Origin of the sequence: uncultured Capnocytophaga sp., from assembly GCF_938029845.1 — a bacterium.
Lineage (GTDB): Bacteria > Bacteroidota > Bacteroidia > Flavobacteriales > Flavobacteriaceae > Capnocytophaga.
Genome location: NZ_CALHGG010000037.1, coordinates 1 through 23,774, shown reverse-complemented (window position 1 = coordinate 23,774; position 23,774 = coordinate 1). Strand labels below are relative to the sequence as shown.

The window sequence follows — 23,774 nt, the reverse complement described above, 5'->3', positions numbered from 1 at the left end:
CTTCTTGGGCTACTTCAAAGAGTTCTCTTACCTCTTCATTTTTGAGGAGAAACTGTAAAACAGCTTCCTTGTTGCCCTCCAACCATTGTACTTTGGCTTCTACTTGCCGAAATACTTCTTGTTTTTCTTCTTCTGTAAAGTGGCGTTTGGCATCAAAACAGACCTCAATTTCAGACTCTTCCTCTCCCCAAAAAGTAAAGAATGCCTGATATTCGGTTTGGTTTTCAGCGATAAAATTCATATTCAAAAGATGTTTTTTAATTAACTTTAAAGCAGAACATTATAATAAATCATTTACGACTCAATCGTAAAGCGTATGATTTTCCTTTCTTCATCTACCATTACTACAAGAATTTCATCAGTAACTTCTGGTAAAGTATAGTCGAAACCCGCAAACTCTGTTGCAAAAAGGGAGATATTGAGATTGGTAAGTTCAAGTGCTGTAAGCAATTCTTCCCCTTGCACATCAGCCATTTCTTCTACTATTTGCACATAATCTTTCACCATAGATTCCTCGCTAGAACGATAGACTTTTATAAATTCGTTGCGAATCTGTTGGTCAAGTTCAGGCAAGTGTGCTAACAATTGCTCAATAGCTGTTCCCTGAGCTTTAGAGGGTGTTTCTCCCATACAATCAATAGTGATTAACACTGAGGAGCCGTTGATATCCACATCTTCTATTTCGTGGTAATCATCATCTTCAGAAAAGGTAACCTTCCCGAAATAAGGTAATTCGTAGGTAGTCATAGTGCTTAATTTTAGGCAACAAAAATAACAAATAATCAACAGATATACAAACGTATCAAAAATTTCTTTCTATCATAGATAAAAAATAAATTCTTTTGGCACAGATAGTTATACCAAAAGAATTTATAGTTTTTGGTCAAAAGACCCTTATTCAATAGGTGTTGTAGGGAGTTTCACTTCTCCTGGGTCTTTCCAAAGTCCGTCCTTGATAGCGCGTTTCTTAGCAGCTTCTGCACGCTTTTCACTATCAGGGTGTGAGCTCATCATCTTTTGGAAACGGCTTTGGGTTTCTCCTCCAGAGAGTAGGGCTAACTTCTTAAAGGCGGTATATACCCCTACTACATTGTAACCATGCTTCTTCATGAAGTTATAGGAATACTCATCGGCTTGGGATTCTTGCTTCTTGCTGTGCTTGGTATCAAGCATGGCTTCGGCCATTTCGCCTAATTGGCTTTCGCTCAAGGTCTTTACCGTATTGGAAGCCGCTGCGCCTGCTTCTTGTAGGGCGGCTCTGGTATAGGCAGCCTTAATGGCATCCTTGGTATCCTCATTCTTTACGTGGCCTATTTCATGACCAATGATAGCCAAAAGTTCATCATCGGTCATCAAGTCCATAAGGGAGGAGAAAACGCGTACACTACCGTCGGCACAGGCAAACGCATTGATATCGGTTACCAAATACACCTTGTAGTTGAGGGTCATGCCGTCTTCGTTTTTGTGCTTGTCGAAGAGACGGTTAAGCCGTTTTGCATAAGGACTTTTTGCATCCGCCACTTTATTGTGGGTATCCATCCAATCAACCGATTCTTTGGACAACTTTTGAGCATCCTCATTACTAAAGGAAAGCGCTTGCGCCCCTTTGCTAACGGCACCTGCCATCTTTCCAATATTGATCTGTGCCTGCGCAGTAGCTATCGCTACCATACACAAGGCTGTTAAAATTGTTCTTTTCATATAAATCTCTTTATAATTACAAGATGCAAATATAAGGGATTTAATTGTTAATTGTTAATTATCAATTGTTAATATTCAATAGCAATAATAATTAATGACTAATGGCTAACCCTTTAAGGAATTAGCCATTAGTCTATCATTACTAATCATTATATCTCGTGTTCGCCTTTGATCTCCTTATGCTCGTAGTCAGCAATCATTAGGCGGTCATAGTCAATCTTGGCTCCTTTTCCAAAGCGCTTACCAATGTTATCAAAGATCAGATATACCAATGGTACGACAATCAAGGTCAAGAACAGAGAGGAGAGTAGTCCTCCGATGATTACAATCGCTAAGGCGTTGTTAATCTCAGCTCCAGCACCAGAGGCTATTGCCAGCGGGATCATACCTGCCACCATAGCAATGGTTGTCATGAGGATCGGACGGAAACGCGCATGGTTGGCTTGTATCAAGGCTGTTACAGTATCTTCGCCTTCTTCCTTACGGTGGTTGGCAAAATCCACAATCATAATCGCATTCTTAGCTACCAACCCGATGAGCATAATCATACCCAATAGGGTGAAGATATTGAGCGACATATTGGTCAATGCCAAAGCAACCAAGGCACCAATAAAGGAAAGTGGAATGGAGAACATCACCACAAACGGACGAGAGAAACTGTTATAGAGCACTACCATTACCATGTACACCAATAGGATAGCTGCAATAAGTGATACAAAGAGTGTACCGAAGCCTTCATCTTGGTTTTCTTGGTCTCCTGAGAAGGTGAAATGTACATTGGCAGGTTTTTCCATCGTATCAAGTTTTGCTTTCCACTCAGAAACGATGGTACCTGTAGGGCGTCCTACGGACTGAGCCTGTACGGTTACCGAAGGTGACTTATCATAACGTTCCAATAGGGTAGGTCCTGAGGCATAGAACACTTTGGCAAACTGGGAGAGCTTTATTTGCTGTCCTGCACTGTTGATAAAGACCATATTCTCTACGTTCTCTATAGACTGGCGATGACCTTCTTCAAAGACAACATTAATATCATATTCAGAATCACCAGTACGGAACTTACTATCATCATTTCCGTTGAAAGCTGTACGCATAGTTACTCCTACAGTAGCGATGTTAAGCCCCAGCATGGACATCTTATCACGATCCAGCTGTACATTGATCTCAGGGTTTCCTGCCTCTGAAGAGAGTTTCACCTCGGTAGCTCCAGGGATCGTTTTGAGCAGTTCAGCGGTTTTTAATGCATATTCTTGAGCTACCTTAACATCGTCAGAGGTAACCACCAAGGCAATTGGTGCTTGTTCGGCTCCCATAAGCCCCACTGGAACAGTCTTTACTTTGGCATCTACCAAGTACTGGCTGAGTTCGCGCTTGAGCTTAGCGGCAATGATATTGGTGGATTCGCTACGCTCTTTCTTATCGACAAGGGTAATCTGTATTTCGGACTTATAAGCGGTAGACTGAGAAGCACCCATACCACTGGTGGACTGTCCTACAGTAGTAATCATACGCTCTACCAATGGCTTATTGGTACCAGGCACCTTGAGCGCTCGCAAGTAGTTCTCTGCCTTCTGTGTAATAAAATTGGTTTGCTCCAAGGAAGCATCTTTGTTCAATTCAAACTGTACGAGGAACTTACCTCTATCCATGTTTTGGAAGAACTCTGTACCAATATATCCAGCAGGAATGAGTGAACAAGAACCTGCAAAGAGGAAAAATACCAAAATAATCGTTTTCCACTTGTTCTTGAACGACCATACCAAGAGGTCAGAGAAGAAATGAGTCATACGCTTTATAAAATTCTCAAATCCAATAGAGATTTTCCCCATAAAAGATTTAGGATCAGGGTGTTCCAACTTCCCAAAACGAGAATAGAGCCAAGGCACTATGGTAAAGGACATCAGCAAGGAGAGCGCTGTAGCAATAGCCACTGTCATACAGAACTCTTTTACCACATTCACCACTATGGAGTTTCCTATAGAAATTGGTACGAATACCACCACAATTACCAAGGTAATCGCCATAACGGTAAGGACAATTTCCTTAGACCCATCATAGGCAGCACGTACCTTATTCTTTCCCATCTCCATATGGCGGTGTACGTTCTCCAAGACCACAATAGCATCATCCACCAAGATACCTACCACCATTGAAAGAGCAACAAGGCTCATCAGGTTCAGCGTAAAGCCAAAGAAGTACATACCAATAAAGGCTGCAATGAGTGAGGTCGGTATAGAAACCATTACAATGAGTGCGTTGCGCAAACTGTGAAGGAAGAAGTACATCACCACAGCCACGAGTACAATCGCCAAGAAAAGGTCAAACATCACAGAGTTGGCTGCATGTAGTGTAAATTCGCTGGTATCCTCAGCCAATTGTAACTTTACATTCTCATTGGCATAGGTTTTTTCTATCTGAGCCATCTTCTTACGTACCTGTTCGCTTACTGATACCGCATTGGCATCGGTTTGCTTGAGTACTTGGAGCAGGAGCGTATTATCTTGGTTGATACGAGCTATTTTAGTGGCATCTTCCTCTGTATCTTGTACATCAGCTACATCGGAAAGGCGGATTTCGATACCATTCTGGGAGACAAGCGGTAAGTTACGCAGTTGCTCGACATCCTGAATCTTACCCAAGACACGGATGGAGGTACTATTTTCACGCGTTTTGAGTTTCCCCGCAGGGATTTCTATATTGGAAGCTGTAATCAACTGTTGTATTTGTGCAATGGTAAGGCCATAACCTTCGAGTTTTTGAGCATCCACATTCACACGAATTTCCCTCTTACGACCGCCAATGATATTGACCTGTGCCACCCCAGGCACACGAGAGAGTTCAGGCTGTATCTTCTTATCCACTAAGTCATAAAGCTCTTGAGAGGAAAGATTGGAGGTAACTCCCATGGAGATAATTGGCAAGTCCGACAAGGAGAACTTGGATAGGGAAGGCTCTTTGGCATCAGTAGGGAGATCAGCACGAATGGCATTGATCTTACGCTGGGCATCATTGAGCGTATTATCCACATTAGCATCATTGGTTAGCTGTATAATTACCACTGAGAGCGACTCATAGGAATTAGATTGTATCTTTTTGATATTCTCCAAAGAAGATACCGCATCTTCAATTTTCTTAGTTACGGTACTCTCAATTTCTGAAGGGGACGCTCCTGCATATATGGTAGAGATAGTTATCACATTGACCTCAAACTTAGGAATGAGTTCATAGTTCAAGAGCTTATAGGAATAAAAGCCCCCCAAGAGTAATAAGGAGAGCATCACAATTAGGACACTGGGTCGCTTGATAGAGAGTTTGATAATATCCATCGTAATTAATTCTAAATCGGGGGCAAAGGTAAAGCAAAAAAACTAAATAAACAAAAAAAGTTTCCATATTTTTTCAGTTGTCAGTTGTCAGAAGTTAGTGCTCAGAGACCAGTGTCATGTCCTGAAATAGAGAACGATGTAACTCAGAACAATTTCCCCGTATTTGTACAAGGGGAAAAACGCATCTCCTTAGCCGATGTACGCCGTGCTTATTACCACCACTATCAGGGCACTTCACATGACCCCTATTTCCACCGAAATCCCAAAGAACCTTACCGTCCTGTGGCTATTTTCCGTGCCACTCATACCCATATCCTACAAGTAAGACCAGAGTTACCCAAGGCTATAGGCGAGATTAACTATGTGGCTTTCGGTATGGCCGCTTTGGGACTCTTTATTCCTATCTACCAAGGTGTTGCTTCCTATCCTGAAGCCTACACTAAGGGCGACAACCATTGCAAAGAAGATTCCGCCTACTGGATACTAAGACGTGTACAGACCTTAGGAATGGTCAATTATAACAAATATGCCCCCGTGATACGTGACACCTATGACCGTTTTGAAGCCGAGATGGAACAACGTCAACGTGAAATGGAGGCTGATTATCTTGCCCTCTACCCTACTCATCCTATAGCTGCACAGCAGTTATTACAACGCTTTTCTGATAAGCTCTTAGAAGATGTGCTTTCAGTAAGCCGTGAGTTACTCAACGACCTATTTACCCGCTTAACCTTAGATGTACAGGCGGAATACCGCTTTGCAGGCGCTTAATTTTGGAGTTATCATAATGAGAAAGAGGGGTGAATATGATATTCATCCCTCTTTTGTGCTGCTTAGCTCACTATTTTATCTCACGATTTCAAAAAAACCTCCACAAGGAGAGGTTCTGTATAAATTATGAAAAGATGTTATTTACTAAGTAAGAACCATGTGTTGCTATCTTTTACACTGGTGAGCTTGTAATAGTTAGTATTATTAGGATCATCTGCCACTTTATAGGGAGATTTGCTCGCTATATACGAATAAAAATTGTACATAAAGCTAGCAAACCAACTATAACGATTTTGTAATAGATTTTCATCTGGATGATCCACCTTGTAATATTGAGATTTTACTTCTCCTCGAAGGCTTATGGCTATTTGGTCAGGATGCCCTACTACTGCATCAAAATTGATTTCATAGAAAGTATCATTACCTCCTGACCACCTTGCATCATAGGACAAATGTTTTTTGAAACCTACCACATACCCTGAATCATCATTGTGAAGAAGCCTAATTTGCAGATTCTTATCTACATTCAAATCATACCAATAATACAAATCTTTTACAGTTGTATTCAAAGTAGCGTACTGATCTAACAAATCCTGAGAGGCTGAACCTGTATCAAAAGTAGCCCATTTGATATCATCAGTTCCATTAAAGATAATAGGAGGATTTACAAAGTTAATAGTTATAGCTCCATCGGGAGTAGTCAAGGCAGTCTTGGCATTATTGATATACAATTCTGTTATCTTGACACCATTAACATCCACGGGTTCATAGAATTTTATCCCTTTTTCAGTAAGTGCAAAAGCTTGTTGAACATTATTACCATCATAGCTAAAAACAATTTGACGCTCTAACGAAGAGAATAACATATTCACTGTTTTACCATTAATCTGCACCGGAGCTAATATTTTTCCAAATAACAAAGATCTATTTTCACGTATTTTGTTTAGAAAAGCTGCCCTGTCACCTGTCAGACTGGTAAGAACCATTGTATTTCCAGAGAGTTTTCCCTTGAAAGTATAGGTTCCATTTTCTTCTTTTTCTATAAGATATTCCACATCTCCACCTTTACCGCGAGGATAATCATAAGAGGATACATAGAAGTGATGCAAAATTTTGTTATGGGTATCAAAGCTCACTCCTGGAGCTTCATTAGCATTGTAGGTAAAATAAGAAGTTACCTCGTTGTTATCAGAAGCTACTTCAGAAGAAGCGATTACTTTTCCATCTTTGAGCTTGATGACAAAGTTATATCCTCCTATGCCTTGGTTAGTTGCAGGAAGCGCTTGAAAGCTTTTATTTTCCCCTGGGAAAACCGTAAATAACCAATAGCTGTCATTCTCCCAAGCTTTTTTATATCCTTGCATCAGCTGAGGTATACGCTGCAAGGCTTGTTGATCATCTCCAAAAGGGTTATCTTCCTTATAACTACAAGAAGTTATAAAAGAAGCGGTGAGTAATAAAGTAATATATTTTTTCATCCTAATTAAGATTTAATGTTGAGAAATCCTTACGAGGTACGGTATTGCCCTCAAAATCCTTTCCTACTACATAAGGATAGCGGCTGCGTACTTCTTTGCGGAGTACATCCAAGTCAAGCTGCCATTCGTCCTGTAGGTATTTCTTGATGACAACCATCTTTTGTTCCAATTTTTCTTTACCTGTATAGGTTTCGGTAGGACGGATTTTTTCGTCTGCTTTTTTGAGTTCTTCTTCCCATACATTGGTAGAATAATATGTTCCGCTTGCATCTCCATAATTAGAGAACTTAGCTTTCCAAGCGGTATATTGCTCTCTGTCAAAACCATCAGGGATCGCTCTATAGATAGCCACATTGGCATCGGTATCATCGGTAGTCACATTAGCAGCTAAGTGCTGTGCATCAGTAACACTGCTATCCAAATCCTTATTGCGGTAAGCCCTACCCCAACGACTTTGGTCGGTAGTAGCGCAGCCACAATCTTGAGTAGCATTGTAATACACCATATAACGTGCTATAGTCTCTACAAAGTCTTCATCGGCATTATAGGCACAATATGGTTGTATAAATCCTGATTTGAGAGCCTCTTCATGAACAAGATTTGTCCAGTTTCCATATTTGTAATCGGAAGCAGTAATCCTATCAAAGCTGGTAGGATAGAGCTTAGCCTGGTGCCAAGTATGCGCTACTTCATGATATAGGGTCTCGAAAGGTCCTGAAGTCAATTGGTAGATATTATGAGACTCTAAGTTGTTAATATTCAACAGGTGTATTTTCTTTCCTGCCAATGCCCATCCTAAAACATAAGTACCTCCTGCTTCATAGGCATATTCTCCTACTAAAACAATCTTACTAAAAGAATATTCCTTAAGAAAGTTCTGTCCTTTTATTTTTACATAAGGCTCTATAAAGAGGTAATGAAATACATTGGCAAACTCAATTGCCTTTTGATAATCTGTAGGCACAAAGGAATAGCCTTCGTATCTTTCATTATCGGTAAAACGATAAAGAATATTGATGTTAAATGGTTTGGCTATCTTCTGCTCTAAGTACTTATCCAAATCATTTTGAGTATTGAGTGACTGTTCTTTCTGTTCTGCTTTATCTTCCACAGAACTTTCTGCAGCCAGATCGTTATCCTGAGAACAACCTACCAACGCTGCTGCTGACAAAAACGTATATAATATTTTTTTCATAAGTATTTTTTATTTATTATCTTGGATTGGGTTGCATACCTGATCTGATGGCTACATCTGGAAGCTGTATAGCTCTACGAGGGTCATTTACAGGGAGGGTAGCAGCAGGGTAATTTCTATCACGATCCGAAAGATCACAACGATAGCGTACTACTTCTATACCATAGCGCTTTACATCTTGCCAACGTAAGCCATCTCCTAAGGTAAGTACACGACGACATTGCAAAAGATAGTGTAACAAATTTTCCTGTATACCATCATTTTCTATGGTAAAAGAAGGATGTAGTTTTTTCTTCTGAGTAGGTGCATTGGCGGTAGAATAGCGCATATTCGCATCCTTATAGAAATCTATTATCTGTTGCTGAGTTGCTGTATTACGGCTTGAATAAGCTTGTCCATTAACCGTGATTGTGGTTTGCTGAATAAACTTAGATGTCCACATGTTGAGGTCTTCAACTGCACTGGCATATTGTTTTAAGTGAATCTTTGCTTCTGCGCGTACCAAAAGGGTTTCATCGGTAGTAAAAGGCACCATGATAGACTTATAGGAAGTTCCTTCCCTTAAAGTAGGAAACTTATCAAATAAGACAATATTAGTATTAGCATTTCGATCACGAATAGGTTCAAACCAATAAAAAGCATATCCATAACCATAATCTCCTGATTTTCCTTCAGGATCCCATACATTAGGAGCTTCTACTGTTTCTTGTCCTGCTATAAGTGTATTATGGTTGTAGCGGTAACTTCTGCTATAGAATTTTCTTGCTATCTGAGAATATACCGGAAGTACGAGTAAGTTCGCATCAATATTCTCATTGGTATAGTAAAGCGCCCTACTTCCTTGTGTTACTGTACCTGCCTTAGAGGTATCTCTAAAATCCTCCCAATTTCTCAACAGATTAAGTGTAGTAGCATTGTTGGTGGTCAGTACCTCATTGGCATAGCTCAAGGCTTTTTGCCATTGTTGGTAATAGAGGTAGAAACGAGCCGCAAAAGCATTAGCTGCTCTTTTGTTAAAGTGATACTTAGGTGTTTCGTAATAATTATCATCAATCAAGGGCAATCCTGCCTGTATGTCCTTATCTATGAGGTCATACACCTGTGCTACTGTCCCGCGAGGGTACTTAGGACTTAGCTCTTTCTCTGTATGGAGCATATAAGGAATTCCTAAGTCCATGCTGCTGGTAGTGGGGTTGTAAGCTAAGCAAAAAGTGTTAGCCAATTCAAAGTGTGCATAGGCACGTGCCAAGAGCGCTTCTCCCTTAGCCGCATTAAATTCTGAACCCCCACCAAGTTCTTGAATTGCTTCCAAAGCTTTATTGGCATGATTGACCGCATTGTAGTAGGATTCCCAGTTGTAATACAATCCATCGTTGTCAAAGTATTCTTGTACAGGTTGCCAATAAGCCAATTGCCCACTGATAAGCCCCCATGTATACACAGAAGGACCATAATCCCCTATATTATCAGAGGAATATTCATTGAGTACGGCATTATTATTGATGGAGTAAGCATTGACTAAAAGCTTTCTTACATCCTCTGCCGTCTGTATCTCTACCTGATTGTCAGGCAACTCATCCAAGAGCTTATTACATCCTGAAAAGAGTAGAGAAGCGGTTGCAAGTATAAAATATATTTTTTTCATTGTCTATCTTTTTATTAAAGTCCTATACGCAAAGTAAATATCAGCTGCTTGGGTGCTCTTTGAGCATATCCGTTGGCTAAGAAGTCAGGATCATCTCCATTAAGCTTTTTATCCGCATAGAGCAAAGCCAAGTTGGTAGCTTGTAGCTTTAAGCTCAAGTGGCGAATACGTGTTTCTTTCAAAAACTGATTGTCAAAAGTATATCCTAAAGATATTTCCTTCAAGCGGATGTTATCTCCTTTGGCGATACGTACATCAGAGTAGTCATAGCTGGAATAAGGTTGAGACAAGTCCACTCCAAGCTGAGGCACTGAATAGTGAAGCACATCTGCTATCGAATAAGCTTTAGGAATATTGGTTCTTGCCTCATCGCCAGGTATTCTCCAGCGACTGTTAAGTTCTCTTGGCGCACTGGCATAGTCGTTATAGGTCAAGGCGTCAGATATTCTTCTAAGACGTACCACATTTCCATAAGAGTAAGTGAATACTACTCCAAAGGAAATTCCTTTGTAATTGATAGTGTTAGTAAAGCTACCACGATCGGTAGGAATAAGGGTTCCTGAATATTTCAAGAAGTCTACATTGGAATCCTGCATGTTAAATCCTTCACGATTCAGCTCTCCATTAGGTCCTGTAAAGGTAGGGAATCCTCTTTCGTCCAAGCCTCGGAATGGAATAGAGAAAAGTGACTTAAGTGGGTAACCTTCTTTAGCAAATCCCCCTACTGTAGTAGCATCTTCGTTATAACCTACCATATTTTGTATGTTAGGACTGGTCAGAAGCTTGGTTATCTCATTGGTAGAACGAGAGTATACCAAGGAAGTCTTCCAAGTGAAATTCTCTGTTTTGATATTGGTAGACTCTATCGCCAATTCCAAACCATGCGATTTCATCTCTGCCATATTTCCTTGCTTAGCGATGGTACCGCCTACCCCTTGGGTATCTATATTCCCGATAAGGTCATAGCTTTTACGATTGAACCAGTCTACTGAAAAGTTAAGACGGCTGTTTAGGATACCAAACTGTACGCCCAAATCCAATTCTTGATTTTTCTCATAGGTCAAGTCATGGTTAGCTCCATTGGTTATATTAAGTCCCAATTCGCGATTGTTGGAGTTACGCCAAGGTTGGTTGGTATAGATCTGAGAAAGCGAGTTGCTTACCGAAGGGGCAATGGCAGTTACCCCAAAAGAACCACTGAAGGTAAGGTAAGAAAGAGGCAAATCCTTAAAGAAACTTTCCTGACTTACATCCCAGCTAAGTCCTGCATTCCAGGTAGGCATCCAGCGTACATAACGAGATTTTCCAAACTGGTTAGAGGCATCATAGCGAAGGGTACCATTGAAAGTATAACGATCCTTGAAGGTATAGTTCACATTAGCATAGAAGTCCTGATAGTTATTAGTGGTAGGAGTGATAGTATAGTAATTATCTCCTTCTTCCTGCATTTTCTTAAACTTTATGTAAGAAAAAGCACTATAATAACCTGAACCAAAATTCACTCCATAGTTATCTGAGGAGTCATAGGTATTCTTGTTATTGTCCATCTCAAACCCTCCATAGAGCGAAAGCGCATGCAAGCCGTCCATGAAGCTATCTATATAGCTCAAAGTAGTACGGAAGGTAGTTCCCTGTGAGGTAGAAAGGGTTTGGGTACGGATACCCCCCTTAGGTAAGGTAGGGATTGGCTGTGCAAAAGGATCATTAGGATCTTTGTACAGATAAGTATTGGCATTCCTTATCTCAGAGTCAGGCATATAGCGATAAGAGATGGCTCTATTAGAGTACTCTGTATGATCGGTAACGATCTTATAGGATTGGTAGCGAATGGCTCCCATCGCAGTGGCTTCTACCTTAGGAGAGATCTTCCAAGTAAGTTGTCCTTGCAAACGCACTGTGGCTATGTCTTTGTCTATATAAGAATTATCAATCTCATTGAAAATATTAAAAGGCGTATATCGTTCTACATAGTATTCCTTAGGATCCAAGGTACGAGAACGATCCTGTGCATAATAATATAAGTTGCGGTAAGGATCTGTCTGATCCTTATAGGAAAGGTCTGTGATTACATTGAGCCCTATCTTAGAAGAAAGATTGTAAGTAGCATTAAGGTTTCCTGAATACTGAGAAAGTTTGCTACCTTTAGTCCATCCTGGGTCGTCCAATATACTCAAGGAAGCATAGTAAGTGGATTTCTCACTACCTGAGGAGAAGGAAAGGGTATGGTTCTGCATGATACTTGTTTGGAACAATTCTTTGAACCAGTTTGTATTTCTTCTCTCTGCCATTCTCATATAGCGCAAGCGTCCTTCAGGAGTATTAGATACCCTTGGATTGCCATTAGCATCCAACACCTTGTATAGTTGGTTCATCTTTGCCATAAGACCACTAGTGGCACTTGCTACCGTATTCCCGTCCAAGAAATAAGCTCCTTCATAGAGTTCCTTCATTAGGGACATATGATCCTGAGAGTTCATGATGTTGAACTCTCCATAGGTAGGGATAAAGCGGAAAGTGGACTCATTGGTATAGGTGATACTGCTGGAACCCGCAGCCCCACTCTTGGTAGTAATGACTACCACCCCAGCAATGGCACGAGGTCCATAGATAGCGGTAGCAGAAGCATCCTTGAGTACCTTAAAGCTTTCAATACTCTCAGCACTAAGCCCAGGTATAGCCGCTGCAATAAGCATCTTAGCATCATCAGATACGAGTTCCTCTGGCTTTAGAGAGATATCGTCCTGAAGAATTACTCCATTAAGCACCCACAATGGTTTGGCTTCCTTAGAGATAGAGGCTTGTCCACGGGAGTTGGTATTCATCGGAGCAGAAGGTTCTTTCTTCTGGTGATCCACCACTTCATTGACACCCTCTAATTTTACATCTACTACACCAGAGGTAGGCACCACCTCCTGTGGTTTTTTCCCCTCAGCGGTAAAGACTAACGTCTGTCCCTTGGCAATGGTTATCTCATAGCGCCCTTCGAAATTGGTAACCGTCGCCTGTGAGGTCTCCTTCACAGTGATGGTAACTCCTGCCAAAGGTGCCGACTTGGTATCGGTAACCACTCCAGAAATTTTCATCTCCTCTTGAGCTAAGGAGACATGCCATACTCCAAAGAGGAGTAAGAACATGCACAGAAATCTGAATTTGACTGTATTCATCTTTATTTACTTAAAATAGATTTTTCACACTAACATAATTCTTCTCTATCAACTCAGACTTATTGAGCCCTCTTCCACATTCTCCTCCCTAAACAAGACGCTTTTGATAAAAAAGGTTTGCAAATTTAGGAATAAAAAAAGGAAAAAGCAAGCATTTTTCCTTATTTATGTAGGGCAAGAGATGTTAAAAATAATAAGAGCTGCCCGAGAGGGCAGCCCTTATTAAAAATGATGATATGAGAAATGCTAATTACTTGTAAAGATAGAACCAATAATTACTATCGGTTGTACTAGTGAACTTATAGTAATCGCCTCCATCTTGTACAGTATAAGGACCTTTGTTGGCCATTGTTCTGTAAAGTATAGTTACTATCCAAGAGTAGAACTGTATTTGGTTTCTATCAACACCTGTTCTGAGGGTCTTGTGATCAGAAGGATCTTTGAGAATAAAGCGTACTTGATTTGGATGATCACCTACTCCTACTATATCTACTTCATAATAGGTCTGTACCCCTCCATCATAACCTTCTACATAAGAAATAAACTTAGTAAATCCTGTTACCGATTCATTGTCATTTCCTTTGATAGTAGAGATTTTAAGATCTGTAAAGCCATTTCTTTTGAGATCATACCAAGCATAAGACCACTTAACCCATGAATCTACTGTATTGTAAGTAGTTAAGAACTTATCAGAAACGAAACCTTGATCAAACCAAATTTTCATAGGAGTTGCAGTTATTTGAATAGGAGCTGCTTGGAAAGTAATGGTAACTGAATTATCAGGTGTAGTAAGGGCTGTTTTTGCCTCATTGATATAAAGTTCGTCCAAGGTAACCCCATTTACAGTAACAGGTTCGTAGAACTTAAGTCCCTTATCGGTTACGATAAAGGCCTGTTGTACATTCTGGTCATCATAGCTAAAGGCGATCTGGCGATAGCTAGGGAATAGCACCATGGTAACCGCTTTTCCTCCAATCTGAGTAGTATTAAGTCCTTTCCCCTTAAGAGTTTCTGTATTAGCACGTACCTTGTTAAGATATTCCTGACGATTTCCTGTGAACTTGGTAAGGGTCATTTTGGTAGCAGAAGAACGCCCTAAGATAGAATAACCATCATTTATAGGTTCTAAGATCTCTAACTCAATATCCCCACCACGAGCATTAGGAAACTGACCGGAGGTACGGCGGAAGTGGTGTAATACATCACTGTAAGTATCAAAACTAAGGGTGATTGCCTCGGTATTCTGATAAGAGAAGTAAGTGGTATATTCATCATTATTAGGCATAAACTCCGCGGAAGCACTTACCTTACCATCCTTGAATTTCAAGAAAATATTATACCCCCCTATACTGTGGTCCATTCTTGGTAGTTTTAAGAAACTTCTGCTTACCTTAGGAAAATAAGAGAGTTGCCAGTAAGTATCTCCCTCCAAGGTATTCTTATAGGTCTCTAAGGTATTATTGGTACGATTGGCTGGCTTTTGCTCAAAGGCATCTTCTTCCTTGTAACTACAAGAAGCTACCAAAGAAAGCGTTATAAGTAATATTATATATCTTTTCATAGCAAATTAATTATTAGGTAAGACAGAGAAATCTTTTCTTGGAACAGGATTTCCATTAAAATCCCTACCTACCACATAAGGGTAACGGCTACGGATTTCTGCACGAAGTTCATCTAAGTTGATATTCCATTCTTCCAAGAGATATTTCTTCATAATGGCCATTTTTTGTTCTATTTTTTGCTTACCTGTATAGGTTTCATTAGGACGTATTTTTACGTCTGCTATTTTAAGCTGTTCTTCCCATACATTGGTAGACTCATAGTTGGTTTGACCATCACTTAGGTTTCCATAGTTCCAGAACTTATCCTTCCAAGCATTGTAAAGCTGATCGTTGAAACCATCTCCATCGGTATCCAAAGAGCTATCTGTCGTAGCGCAACCACAATCCAGTGTCGCATTGTGATATACAATATAACGAGCCAACATCTCTACGAAGTCCTCATCACTATTGAAGCTAGAGTAAGCGGTCATAAAGCCTGCAGGAAGATAGTTCCTTGTGGATAGATTCCAAGCGGTTACCCAGTTATCTCGCTTATAGTCAGAAGCAGATATCTTCTCATAATCGGTAGGATACAATTTGGCTTGGTGCCAAGTGTGTGCATTCTCGTGATAGAGGAAAACTAGAACGTTGTCATTAAGCCAATAGATATTATTAGGATCCAAGTTATTAATCTCCAACAAGTGGACTTTCACCCCAGCGGCAGCAAACCCTAATAGCTTAGCCCCTGTGGAGTTAAAGGCAGGTTCCCCTATAAGTATGATTGTATTGAAAGAGTGTTCTTTCAAAAACTTTTGGGAAGTTATCTTGATATAAGGCTCTATAAAAAGATAATTGAACACATTGATAAACTCTACTGCCTTTTCGTAGCGTGTAGGTGCCATGGTATAAGATCTATAGATTTCTCTTTCGAGGAAGCGATATAATATATCTATACCATAAGGCTTAGAAAAGTTCTTTTCTATATATTTATCCAATGGGTTCTGAGGGTTTATCACCTTTCCATTGGCACCTCCATCATCGGCAGTTACCGCACTTTCGGAGATATTGATTTTATCATCATTGGTACAACCAAAGAGGAAGGTTGTTACCAAAAGTATATACATTATTTTTTTCATAAGATTCAATATTTGTTATCTTGGATTAGGAGTCATACCTGCTTGTAGTACCATAGTAGGCAACTGAAGGGTACGTCTTGGGTCATTAGGAGGGAGAATAGCTTTGACTGAAAATTGGTTACGGTTACTTTCATCCGTCTTGTAGCGTACTACCTCTATGTTGTAGCGACGTACATCTTGCCAACGCAAACCATCTCCTAGGGTAAGAACACGGCGGCATTCAAGTAGGTAGTGCAAGAGTGGTTCTTGTACCCCATCAGCTACTATAGTGAAAGATGGATGTAATTGCTTTTTCTGAGTAGCTCCATCATCAGTGGCTTGAGAATAGTTTATCCTATTGTAGAAAGCTACAATCTCGGTCTTAGTAACTTGGTTCTTATTGGTAAAGCCATTCACTTGTTTTACTTGTATAAACTTAGATGTCCACAAGTTCAAGTCATTAACAGCACTTTCATATTGCTTAAGGTGTATCTTTGCCTCTGCACGTACCAAGAGCGTTTCATCGGTAGTGAAAGGAATCATGATACTTCTGGAATAATCCCCTGAGAAAGCAGGCCACTTGTCAAAGAAGATAGTATTGGCCTCATTACTTTCTGTTTTGATAGGCATAAACCAATAACGTTCGTTGATAATAGCCTTCCCTTCGGTATCCCATAGGTTGGGAGTTCCCAATGTCTCCTGATTGGAGATACGGCTATTGTGGCTATAACGACGGGAATAGTCTTCTGAAAAATAGTTAGTAATATTCGAATATACAGGTAATACCAAGAGGTTCGCCTGAATATCATCACGGGTATAATAGAGAGCCCTATTTCCTTGCTTGGTACTTCCCACCTTGGTTACATCACGGAAATCTTCCCAGTTTCTTAGCAAGTTCTTAGTGGTTCTATCGTTAGTAGTAAGCACCTCATTAGCTGCATCCAACGCTTTTTGCCACTTTTGGTAATAGAGGTAAAAACGAGCTGCAAAGGCATAAGCTGCTTTTCTATTAAAGTGATATTTAGGCATATCATAATAGCTATCATTGATAAGAGGCAATCCTTCTTGCAGATCCGCATCTATTTGTTCATAGATCTTACCTACTGAAGTACGCTCGTACTTTTTGTTAAGTTCGGTCTCAGGAGCCAACATATAAGGAATACCTGGATCGGAAGCACTTGTTGAAGGGTTATAAGGTTTTCCGAAGAGGTTTACCAACTCAAAGTGTCCGTAAGCACGTGCTATCAAGGCCTCTCCACGAGCAGGCTTTAGATCAGCAGTGTTTCCTAATTTGTCAATAGCTTCCAAGGCTGTATTAGCATGGTTAATCGCATCATAGTGATATTGCCATACATACTTAAGTCCTTCATAATCAGAATACTCATTGACAACCTCCCAGTTGGCCAACTCTATGGCCAATCGGCTATCAAACTTTGCAACGTCTCCCCCGTCGCCTATATTATCGGAAGAAAATTCGTTCAATATACTCGCACTTACCTGAGGATAGGCATTGACCAAGAGCTTTTTAACCTTTTCAGGAGAGTCTATACGCACTTGGTTATCAGGTAATTCGTCCAATTGTTTGTTACAACTTACGAGTGCTAAAATGGTTGCTGAAAATATATAATATAATCTTTTCATATCGTCTTTGTATTAAAGTCCTACACGTAAAGTAAAGATAATTCGCTTAGGCGAAATAGGAGTATAGCCATTGGCTAGATAGTCAGGATCGTCTCCGTTAAGTTTTTTGTCAGCATAGAGCAGTGCCACATTGGTAGCTTGTAACTTCATGCTAAGTTGGCGAATACGTGTTTCGCGCAAGAAATTCTTATCAAAGGTATAACCTATAGAAATTTCTTTCAAGCGGATATTATCCCCTTTGGCAATACGCACATCGGAATAATCATAAGTAAGATAAGTTTGCTTTATATCTTCCCAACTATATATCTTCTGATACATATAAGTAGTATAGAGTCGTGGAATGTTGGTCTTGTTCTCATCACCAGGGACTAACCAGCGGTTATTAAGTTCGCGAGGAGCATTGGCATAGTCATTATATACATTGTTCAAACGTCTGAGACGTACCACATTTCCCCAAGAATAGGTAAATACCACTCCGAAAGAAATACCCTTATAGTTAATAGTATTACTAAAGCTACCACGGTCAGTAGGAATAAGGGTACCTGAGTATTTCAAGAAATCCACATTTTGGCTATTAAAGCGAATATCACTCATGGTTACATTTCCATTTTGGTCAAGGAAAGTAGGAAGTCCATTATTAGTAAGCCCATTGAAAGGAACAGAGAAGATGGATTTTAACGGATATCCTTCTTTAGCAAAACCACCTGCAGCAGTAGCGTCAGAGGAATTATAGCCCACCATATCAGCAATATTAGGACTGGTAAGGAGTTTCGTAATTTCGTTCTTAGCACGAGAATAGATGAAAGAAGTATGCCAAGAGAAATCAGCTGTTTTGACATTGGTAGTTTCCAACCCTAATTCTAAACCATTGATTTGCATTTCAGCCATATTTCCTTTCTTAACGATAGTACCTCCAACTCCTTGAGTTACAAGGTCTCCGATAAGGTCATAGCTACGACGGTTAAACCATTCGGCAGAGATATTGATACGATCGTTGAATAGACCAAATTGAGTACCTATGTTAAGCTCTTGGTTCTTTTCGTAAGTAAGATCGTGGTTGGCTGAATAAGAGATATTAAGCCCCAACTCTTGACGCTTGGAGTTCTTCCAAGGGAGGTTAGGATAGATCTGAGAAAGAGAGTTGCTCACTGATGGTGCTACCGCAGTAATTCCGAAAGAACCATAGATATTCAAGTGAGAAAGTGGTTTTAGATACTTGAAGAAACTTTCCTGAGTTACATCCCAAGTAAGTCCTGTATTCCAAGTAGGCATCCAACGGATGTAACGTGATTCTCCAAACTGGTTAGAAGCATCATAACGCAAAGTACCATTGAAAGTGTAACGGCCATTGAAAGTATAAGAAGCATTCCCAAAGAAAGCCTGGTTATTACCTACTGTATTATTGATAGTATAGTACTTAGTAGCATCCTCTTCCTGGCGTTTCTTGAATATCATATAGTTATAGGTACTATAATAACCTAGGTTATAAAGTATTCCGAAGTTTCTATTGACATCATTGGTATATTTAGCATTATCCATATCAAAGCCTCCAAATAAAGACAAGGTATGAAGCCCATCCTTGAAGGAGTCATTATAGCTAATGGTAGCACGGAAGTTATTGGCGTTGGTCGTATTCTCAGTTTTTCTACGAATCCCTCCTTCGGCAAGTACTGAGATAGGAAGTGCAAAGGGGTCATTAGGGTCTTTGTACAAGTTCGTATTCTGATTCCTTATCACAGAGTTAGGCATGTATCGGTAAGAAAGTGCCTCATTGGAGTTCTCTGTTTTTTCTTGGTTATAGATAGCCGATTGGTAACGAATAGCTCCCATTACAGTGGCTTCCACCTTAGGAGTAATCCTATATGTGAGTTGTGCTTGTAGACGTAGCGTAGCTATATCTGTATCCATATAAGCATTATCTATCTCATTGAAGATATTAAAAGGTGAATAGTTTCGTGTGTAATAAGCCTTAGGGTCTAAAGCACGAGAGGTATAAAGGGCATACTTATAAAGAGAGCCTGTAGAGGTAATATAAGGAGAAGTCTCATCACGATAGGAAAGGTCGCTAATAACATTAAGCGTGAATTTGGAAGAAAGATTGTAATTAGCATTAAGGTTTCCTGAATACTGAGCGAGCTTGCTACCCTTAGTCCAACCTGGATCAGAAAGTACACTGATAGAAGTATAATAAGTAGATTTCTCGCTTCCTGAAGAGAAAGACAAGGTATGGTTCTGCATCACACTGGTTTGGAAAAGTTCCTTGAACCAGTTGGTATTTCGTCTTTCAGCAGCTTGCAGATAAGCTAAGCGCCCAGCAGAAGTATTTGGCACTATCGCATTTCCGTTGGCATCAAGTGTCTTGTGTAGTTCGTGCATCTTACCTATCACCCCTTTGGTTTGTAGGCTGGACATACTTTCCGCCTTAAAGTGCCCCCCACGGATAAGTTCTTGCATTACCGACATGTGATCTTGAGAGTTCATAATATTGTACTCATTGTAAGTAGGAATGAGTCGGTAAGTGGATTCGTTAGTATAGGTAATACTACTAGAACCTGCTGTACCTTTTTTGGTAACCACTTCTACTACCCCAGCGATAGCACGTGGCCCATAGGAAGCAGTGGCAGAAGCATCAGTAATTACTTTAAAACTCTCGATACTTTCGGCTGTAAGCCCTGGTATAGCAGAAGCGATAAGCATCTTAGCATCATCAGATACTAGATCCTCTGGTTTGAGGTCTATATCATCCTGAAGAGGTACTCCATTGAGCACCCAAAGGGGTTTTGCTTCCTTAGCAATGGAAGTTTGCCCACGAGTAATGGTATTCATAGGTGCTTTTTGTTCTTCCTTCCCAGCGGCTACCTCTCCTTCACGAAGTAGGGTAACATCTACAATAAGGGAAGTAGGAGCTATCTCCTGCGGTTGCATCCCTTGCAAAGCAAAGACTAAAATTTTTCCCTTAGTAATTTCAATGGAATATTTACCATCAAAATCAGTATAGGTACTCTGTGAGGTGTCTTTCACACTGACCTGTACTCCTGCCAGTGGTTTGGATTGGGAGTCCTTTACCAATCCAGAAATTTTCATCTCCTCTTGCGCAAAGGAGATATGCCATACCCCAAAAAGGAGTAAGAACATAAACAGAAATCTGAATTTCACTGTATTCATCTTTATATACTTAAAATAGATTTTTTCTATTAAATGATCTTTTCTTAACACTCGCAAAACATATAAGAATACTGCATCTTCCTACGAGTTTTTAATGAATACCTATTTTATAAATAAGGGACGCAAATTTACGAATTATAAATGACATATCCTACAATAATTTGTTAATTATCAAATGAGCCAACGAGTTAATTGACTCATTGGCTCATTAGAATATTTTCTTTAGTAGGGAAGTCACCTTATCTAAGAGCTTATTTTTATAAGGCGCATCCAAGTACCATTGTTGGAACTCTGGGTTCTTGTAACCACGAAGTAGACTCACCTCTACTATTAGCTGATGGTTTTTGTAATTGCTGATATTGTAATAAAAGTCTATACTCTCATCAAAGAATTGTATAGCCGAAAGGGTCATCATGCGTTCCAAGCATTCCTCGGTAATTTCAGGTTTTCCGTGTTTTTTATTACACTGATTAAAGCAGTCTATATTCTCATGTGCGAGATACTTTTTAGCCTTCTCGTCCAATGTCGGCAGACTGACCAATATATTATTAGCCGTTTCCAATAGCTGCTGTAGTGTATAGGCATAGTTGTCCAAAATGATTTCCACTTTGCGCCCCTTATAGGCCACAGCGATTTCATAAGAATCAGGTAGCACCTCATTCTTTTTTAAGTCATTAAGATGTAGTGATTTCATTGAGTTTTTTTAGTTTATATGATTCAATAAGAGTTACCTCCCTTTTATGGGGCAAAGATACGAATTAAAAACCAAATAATTCTGTATTTTTTCAAAAATTTGAAATACCTAATGAGTTAAAAAATATTAACTATTCACATCCAATATCTTACATATGTTAATAAAAAGTTAAATATGAAATATTTATTTTTTGTTTGGCGATTATTTAATTTATTTTTTTTACATTTGCCTTGTAATTTAGAACCTTTTAAAATTAGAAATCTTATGGACAAATTTGAAGAAAAACAACCTAACGGAGAAAGCAAATTCATTCGCATTCTCAGTATTTTAGCCGCTGTTATGGCAGTAGCCATGTATGTAGCCTATATTGACCAAATTCAAAAGACATGGGGTGATGCCACAGGGCCTTGGTTACAACCTTTTGTAGCAGGAATCAACTGTAGCTTGTGGGTAGCTTATGGTTTCTTAAAACGAGACAGAGACTATCCTATTGTATTTGCCAACCTTCCTGGTATCATACTTGGTTTCATAGCAGCCTACTCAGCAGCATTCTAACCACGATTAATGAATTAATGCCAGCAGTGATTATCATTATTGGCATTATCATTGATTTCTATACTAATTTATTTCACTATCAGAAAACGTTATAATTGATATAGAAAAAAAAGATAGAAAAATCTTTACTTTGCTATGATGAAGTCGTACCTTTGCAGTGTTGAATTTAAAACCTTTAAAATATGAGTTTAAACAGTTTAGGCCTTAACAAGGCACAAGTAGAGAAAGAAATTGCATCACTTAACATTTTGCTTTCTAATTACCAAACCTATTATCAGAACTTACGTGGTGTGCACTGGAATATTAAGGGAAAACGTTTTTTTGAACTCCATGTGAAGTTTGAAGAGCTTTACAATGCAGCTCAAGAACAAGTGGATCAAATCGCTGAACGTATCTTAACCCTTGGCGGTGTTCCTTTCAACACCTTGGCAAGTTATGTAAAACACGCTACTATTCCTGTAGGAGAAAACGTAACTGATGACGACAAAGCGGTTCGCCTTGTAATAGACAGTATCGTGGCTTTACTTCCTTTGGAAAGAGAACTACTTACCTTCTCTGATGAAATCAACGACGAGGGTACCAACACCCTTATCAGTGACTTTATAGTAGAACAAGAGAAAAACCTCTGGATGCTTAAGTCTTATCTTAACGAAGCTATCTAATCTGCTTTAAGAAAAAATAAGTCTGTCAAAAAGAGCTGCCCTTTTAGGGCAGTCCTTTTTGTTTTTTATAGCTTCTACAATTACAGTCATGGAGCAAATAGTAATCCCCCCTTCTGTCTCATTTGAAGCATTTGGTTTATTTTATTTCCTTTTAATACACTCATAGTTTATTTACTGTCTTCAAACTCAACCACAAAGATATAAATAATTTAAGTTTCGCAAGTCATTTTTAGGTTATAATTAGATTTATAATTGATTAATAATCAATATATTGCAAAGAAAACCTCCCCCTTGCCCCCTCCGAGAGGGGGAATAAATTCGTTGAAAAAGATAAAAATTGTCTATCAATCTGGAAAATGTCCTTTCTATAACTCCTTGAGAATCATAAACTATCTCATTCCCCCTTTGGAGGGGAAAGCCAGCGAGTGCTCACAGCTGGGTATGTGAGGGATTGAATATCAATAAGTTACAGAACTTTCAAAACTTAAATAAATAATTTTTCTTGTAAAAAACCCTTAGATTCATTTTCTTCTAAAACGACACAAATACCCCTCCTGTGAAAACGGTATACCCTTTTCGAATTGGGACTATAGGCTTGGTATGGTAAAGATATTGGTAGGAGAACCAGACCCCGAAGTGCTCCGTAACCTTATGACGAAGATCTAAAGCTAATGCCCAACGTGGATTGACAATATTGCTATCTAGACGATTGTGCATATAGGCACTGGCGATAAACAACCATTTCTCGGTGAGTTGGAACTTAAAGCCTGTATGTAGTTGCGACTTGACACTCCTTTGGTACTTATTCCCCTCAAAAGTATGAGGAAGCGGTACCCCATTGTAGTTCCACTGTTCATATTCACCAAAGAAGCCAAGTCCCATCAGCCAAATAAAGTGCTCTGTATGAACTAAATGAAATCGAGATTGTAGTCCTGCGGCTAATTTCAATTCCAATCCTCTGGAAGGTGTCCATACGGATTCCGCAAAAGGATAGATCTCTATCTCCCTATGAATCATATACCGATATTCCCCATGTAGGAAACCATTGTTGACTGAGGTATTTTCCCCTGAACGAATCATCTCCACTTGGTTAAAGAAAGTCAAGGCATGCTTCTTCTTGA

At 39.6% G+C, this 23,774-nt stretch carries 16 protein-coding genes and 1 pseudogene; 3 read left to right on the top strand and 14 right to left on the bottom strand.

The genetic code is table 11. From position 1 onward, the window contains the following. From Q0625_RS02920 to Q0625_RS02905, 4 genes and pseudogenes are all read right to left on the bottom strand, one after another. Positions 1–241, bottom strand: a pseudogene (locus Q0625_RS02920) (hypothetical protein); the annotation flags it as partial. 53 nt (positions 242–294) lie between these two features. After that, entirely contained in the window at positions 295–747 is a 453-nt protein-coding gene (locus tag Q0625_RS02915) for a DUF2004 domain-containing protein (RefSeq protein ID WP_298823400.1), read from the bottom strand. Between the two features lie 147 nt (positions 748–894). Further along, positions 895–1,701, bottom strand: a complete 807-nt coding sequence (locus Q0625_RS02910) for a M48 family metallopeptidase (protein WP_298823399.1) — start codon at positions 1,699–1,701, stop codon at positions 895–897. Positions 1,702–1,850: 149 nt separating this feature from the next. Then, positions 1,851–5,027, bottom strand: a complete 3,177-nt coding sequence (locus tag Q0625_RS02905; RefSeq protein WP_298823398.1) for an efflux RND transporter permease subunit — start codon at positions 5,025–5,027, stop codon at positions 1,851–1,853. Positions 5,028–5,138: 111 nt separating this feature from the next. Between Q0625_RS02905 and Q0625_RS02900 the strand changes: the two genes are divergently transcribed. Next, complete coding sequence (locus tag Q0625_RS02900) at positions 5,139–5,798, top strand: C69 family dipeptidase (protein ID WP_298823397.1); 660 nt, start codon at positions 5,139–5,141, stop codon at positions 5,796–5,798. A gap of 137 nt (positions 5,799–5,935) precedes the next feature. On the opposite strand, the gene Q0625_RS02895 is transcribed toward Q0625_RS02900, so the two are convergent. From Q0625_RS02895 to Q0625_RS02855, 9 genes are all read right to left on the bottom strand, one after another. Next, positions 5,936–7,276: a DUF4302 domain-containing protein gene (locus tag Q0625_RS02895; protein WP_298823396.1), complete on the bottom strand. Its 1,341-nt coding sequence runs from the start codon at positions 7,274–7,276 to the stop codon at positions 5,936–5,938. Position 7,277: 1 nt separating this feature from the next. Then, positions 7,278–8,471, bottom strand: coding sequence for a substrate import-associated zinc metallohydrolase lipoprotein (locus tag Q0625_RS02890; RefSeq protein ID WP_298823395.1), 1,194 nt, complete (start codon positions 8,469–8,471; stop codon positions 7,278–7,280). 16 nt (positions 8,472–8,487) lie between these two features. Beyond that, on the bottom strand, positions 8,488–10,116 hold the full coding sequence (locus Q0625_RS02885) for a RagB/SusD family nutrient uptake outer membrane protein (protein WP_298823394.1): 1,629 nt from the start codon (positions 10,114–10,116) through the stop codon (positions 8,488–8,490). 14 nt (positions 10,117–10,130) lie between these two features. Continuing rightward, a complete protein-coding gene (locus tag Q0625_RS02880; RefSeq protein WP_298823393.1) occupies positions 10,131–13,280 on the bottom strand; it encodes a SusC/RagA family TonB-linked outer membrane protein in 3,150 nt (1,049 codons plus the stop codon). 250 nt (positions 13,281–13,530) lie between these two features. Continuing rightward, positions 13,531–14,841, bottom strand: coding sequence for a DUF4302 domain-containing protein (locus Q0625_RS02875; protein WP_298823392.1), 1,311 nt, complete (start codon positions 14,839–14,841; stop codon positions 13,531–13,533). A 6-nt stretch (positions 14,842–14,847) separates the two neighbouring features. Continuing rightward, the gene (locus Q0625_RS02870; RefSeq protein WP_298823391.1) at positions 14,848–15,957 is read right to left on the bottom strand and encodes a substrate import-associated zinc metallohydrolase lipoprotein; all 1,110 of its coding nucleotides are present in this window, start codon (positions 15,955–15,957) and stop codon (positions 14,848–14,850) included. A 15-nt stretch (positions 15,958–15,972) separates the two neighbouring features. Then, on the bottom strand, positions 15,973–17,577 hold the full coding sequence (locus Q0625_RS02865) for a RagB/SusD family nutrient uptake outer membrane protein (protein ID WP_298823390.1): 1,605 nt from the start codon (positions 17,575–17,577) through the stop codon (positions 15,973–15,975). Between the two features lie 12 nt (positions 17,578–17,589). Beyond that, the gene (locus tag Q0625_RS02860) at positions 17,590–20,742 is read right to left on the bottom strand and encodes a TonB-dependent receptor (RefSeq protein WP_298823389.1); all 3,153 of its coding nucleotides are present in this window, start codon (positions 20,740–20,742) and stop codon (positions 17,590–17,592) included. A 208-nt stretch (positions 20,743–20,950) separates the two neighbouring features. Continuing rightward, positions 20,951–21,436 (bottom strand): DUF2262 domain-containing protein, encoded by a 486-nt coding sequence (locus Q0625_RS02855; protein WP_298823388.1) that lies wholly within the window; start codon positions 21,434–21,436, stop codon positions 20,951–20,953. 264 nt (positions 21,437–21,700) lie between these two features. Between Q0625_RS02855 and Q0625_RS02850 the strand changes: the two genes are divergently transcribed. Both Q0625_RS02850 and Q0625_RS02845 read left to right on the top strand, forming a co-directional pair. Then, positions 21,701–21,991: a SemiSWEET family transporter gene (locus tag Q0625_RS02850; RefSeq protein ID WP_298823387.1), complete on the top strand. Its 291-nt coding sequence runs from the start codon at positions 21,701–21,703 to the stop codon at positions 21,989–21,991. A gap of 182 nt (positions 21,992–22,173) precedes the next feature. Beyond that, positions 22,174–22,653, top strand: coding sequence for a Dps family protein (locus Q0625_RS02845; RefSeq protein WP_298823386.1), 480 nt, complete (start codon positions 22,174–22,176; stop codon positions 22,651–22,653). A 531-nt stretch (positions 22,654–23,184) separates the two neighbouring features. Here the strand turns inward: Q0625_RS02845 and Q0625_RS02840 are convergent. Next, positions 23,185–23,774 (bottom strand): DUF481 domain-containing protein (locus tag Q0625_RS02840; RefSeq protein WP_298823385.1); only part of this gene is annotated, 590 nt, incomplete at its 5' end.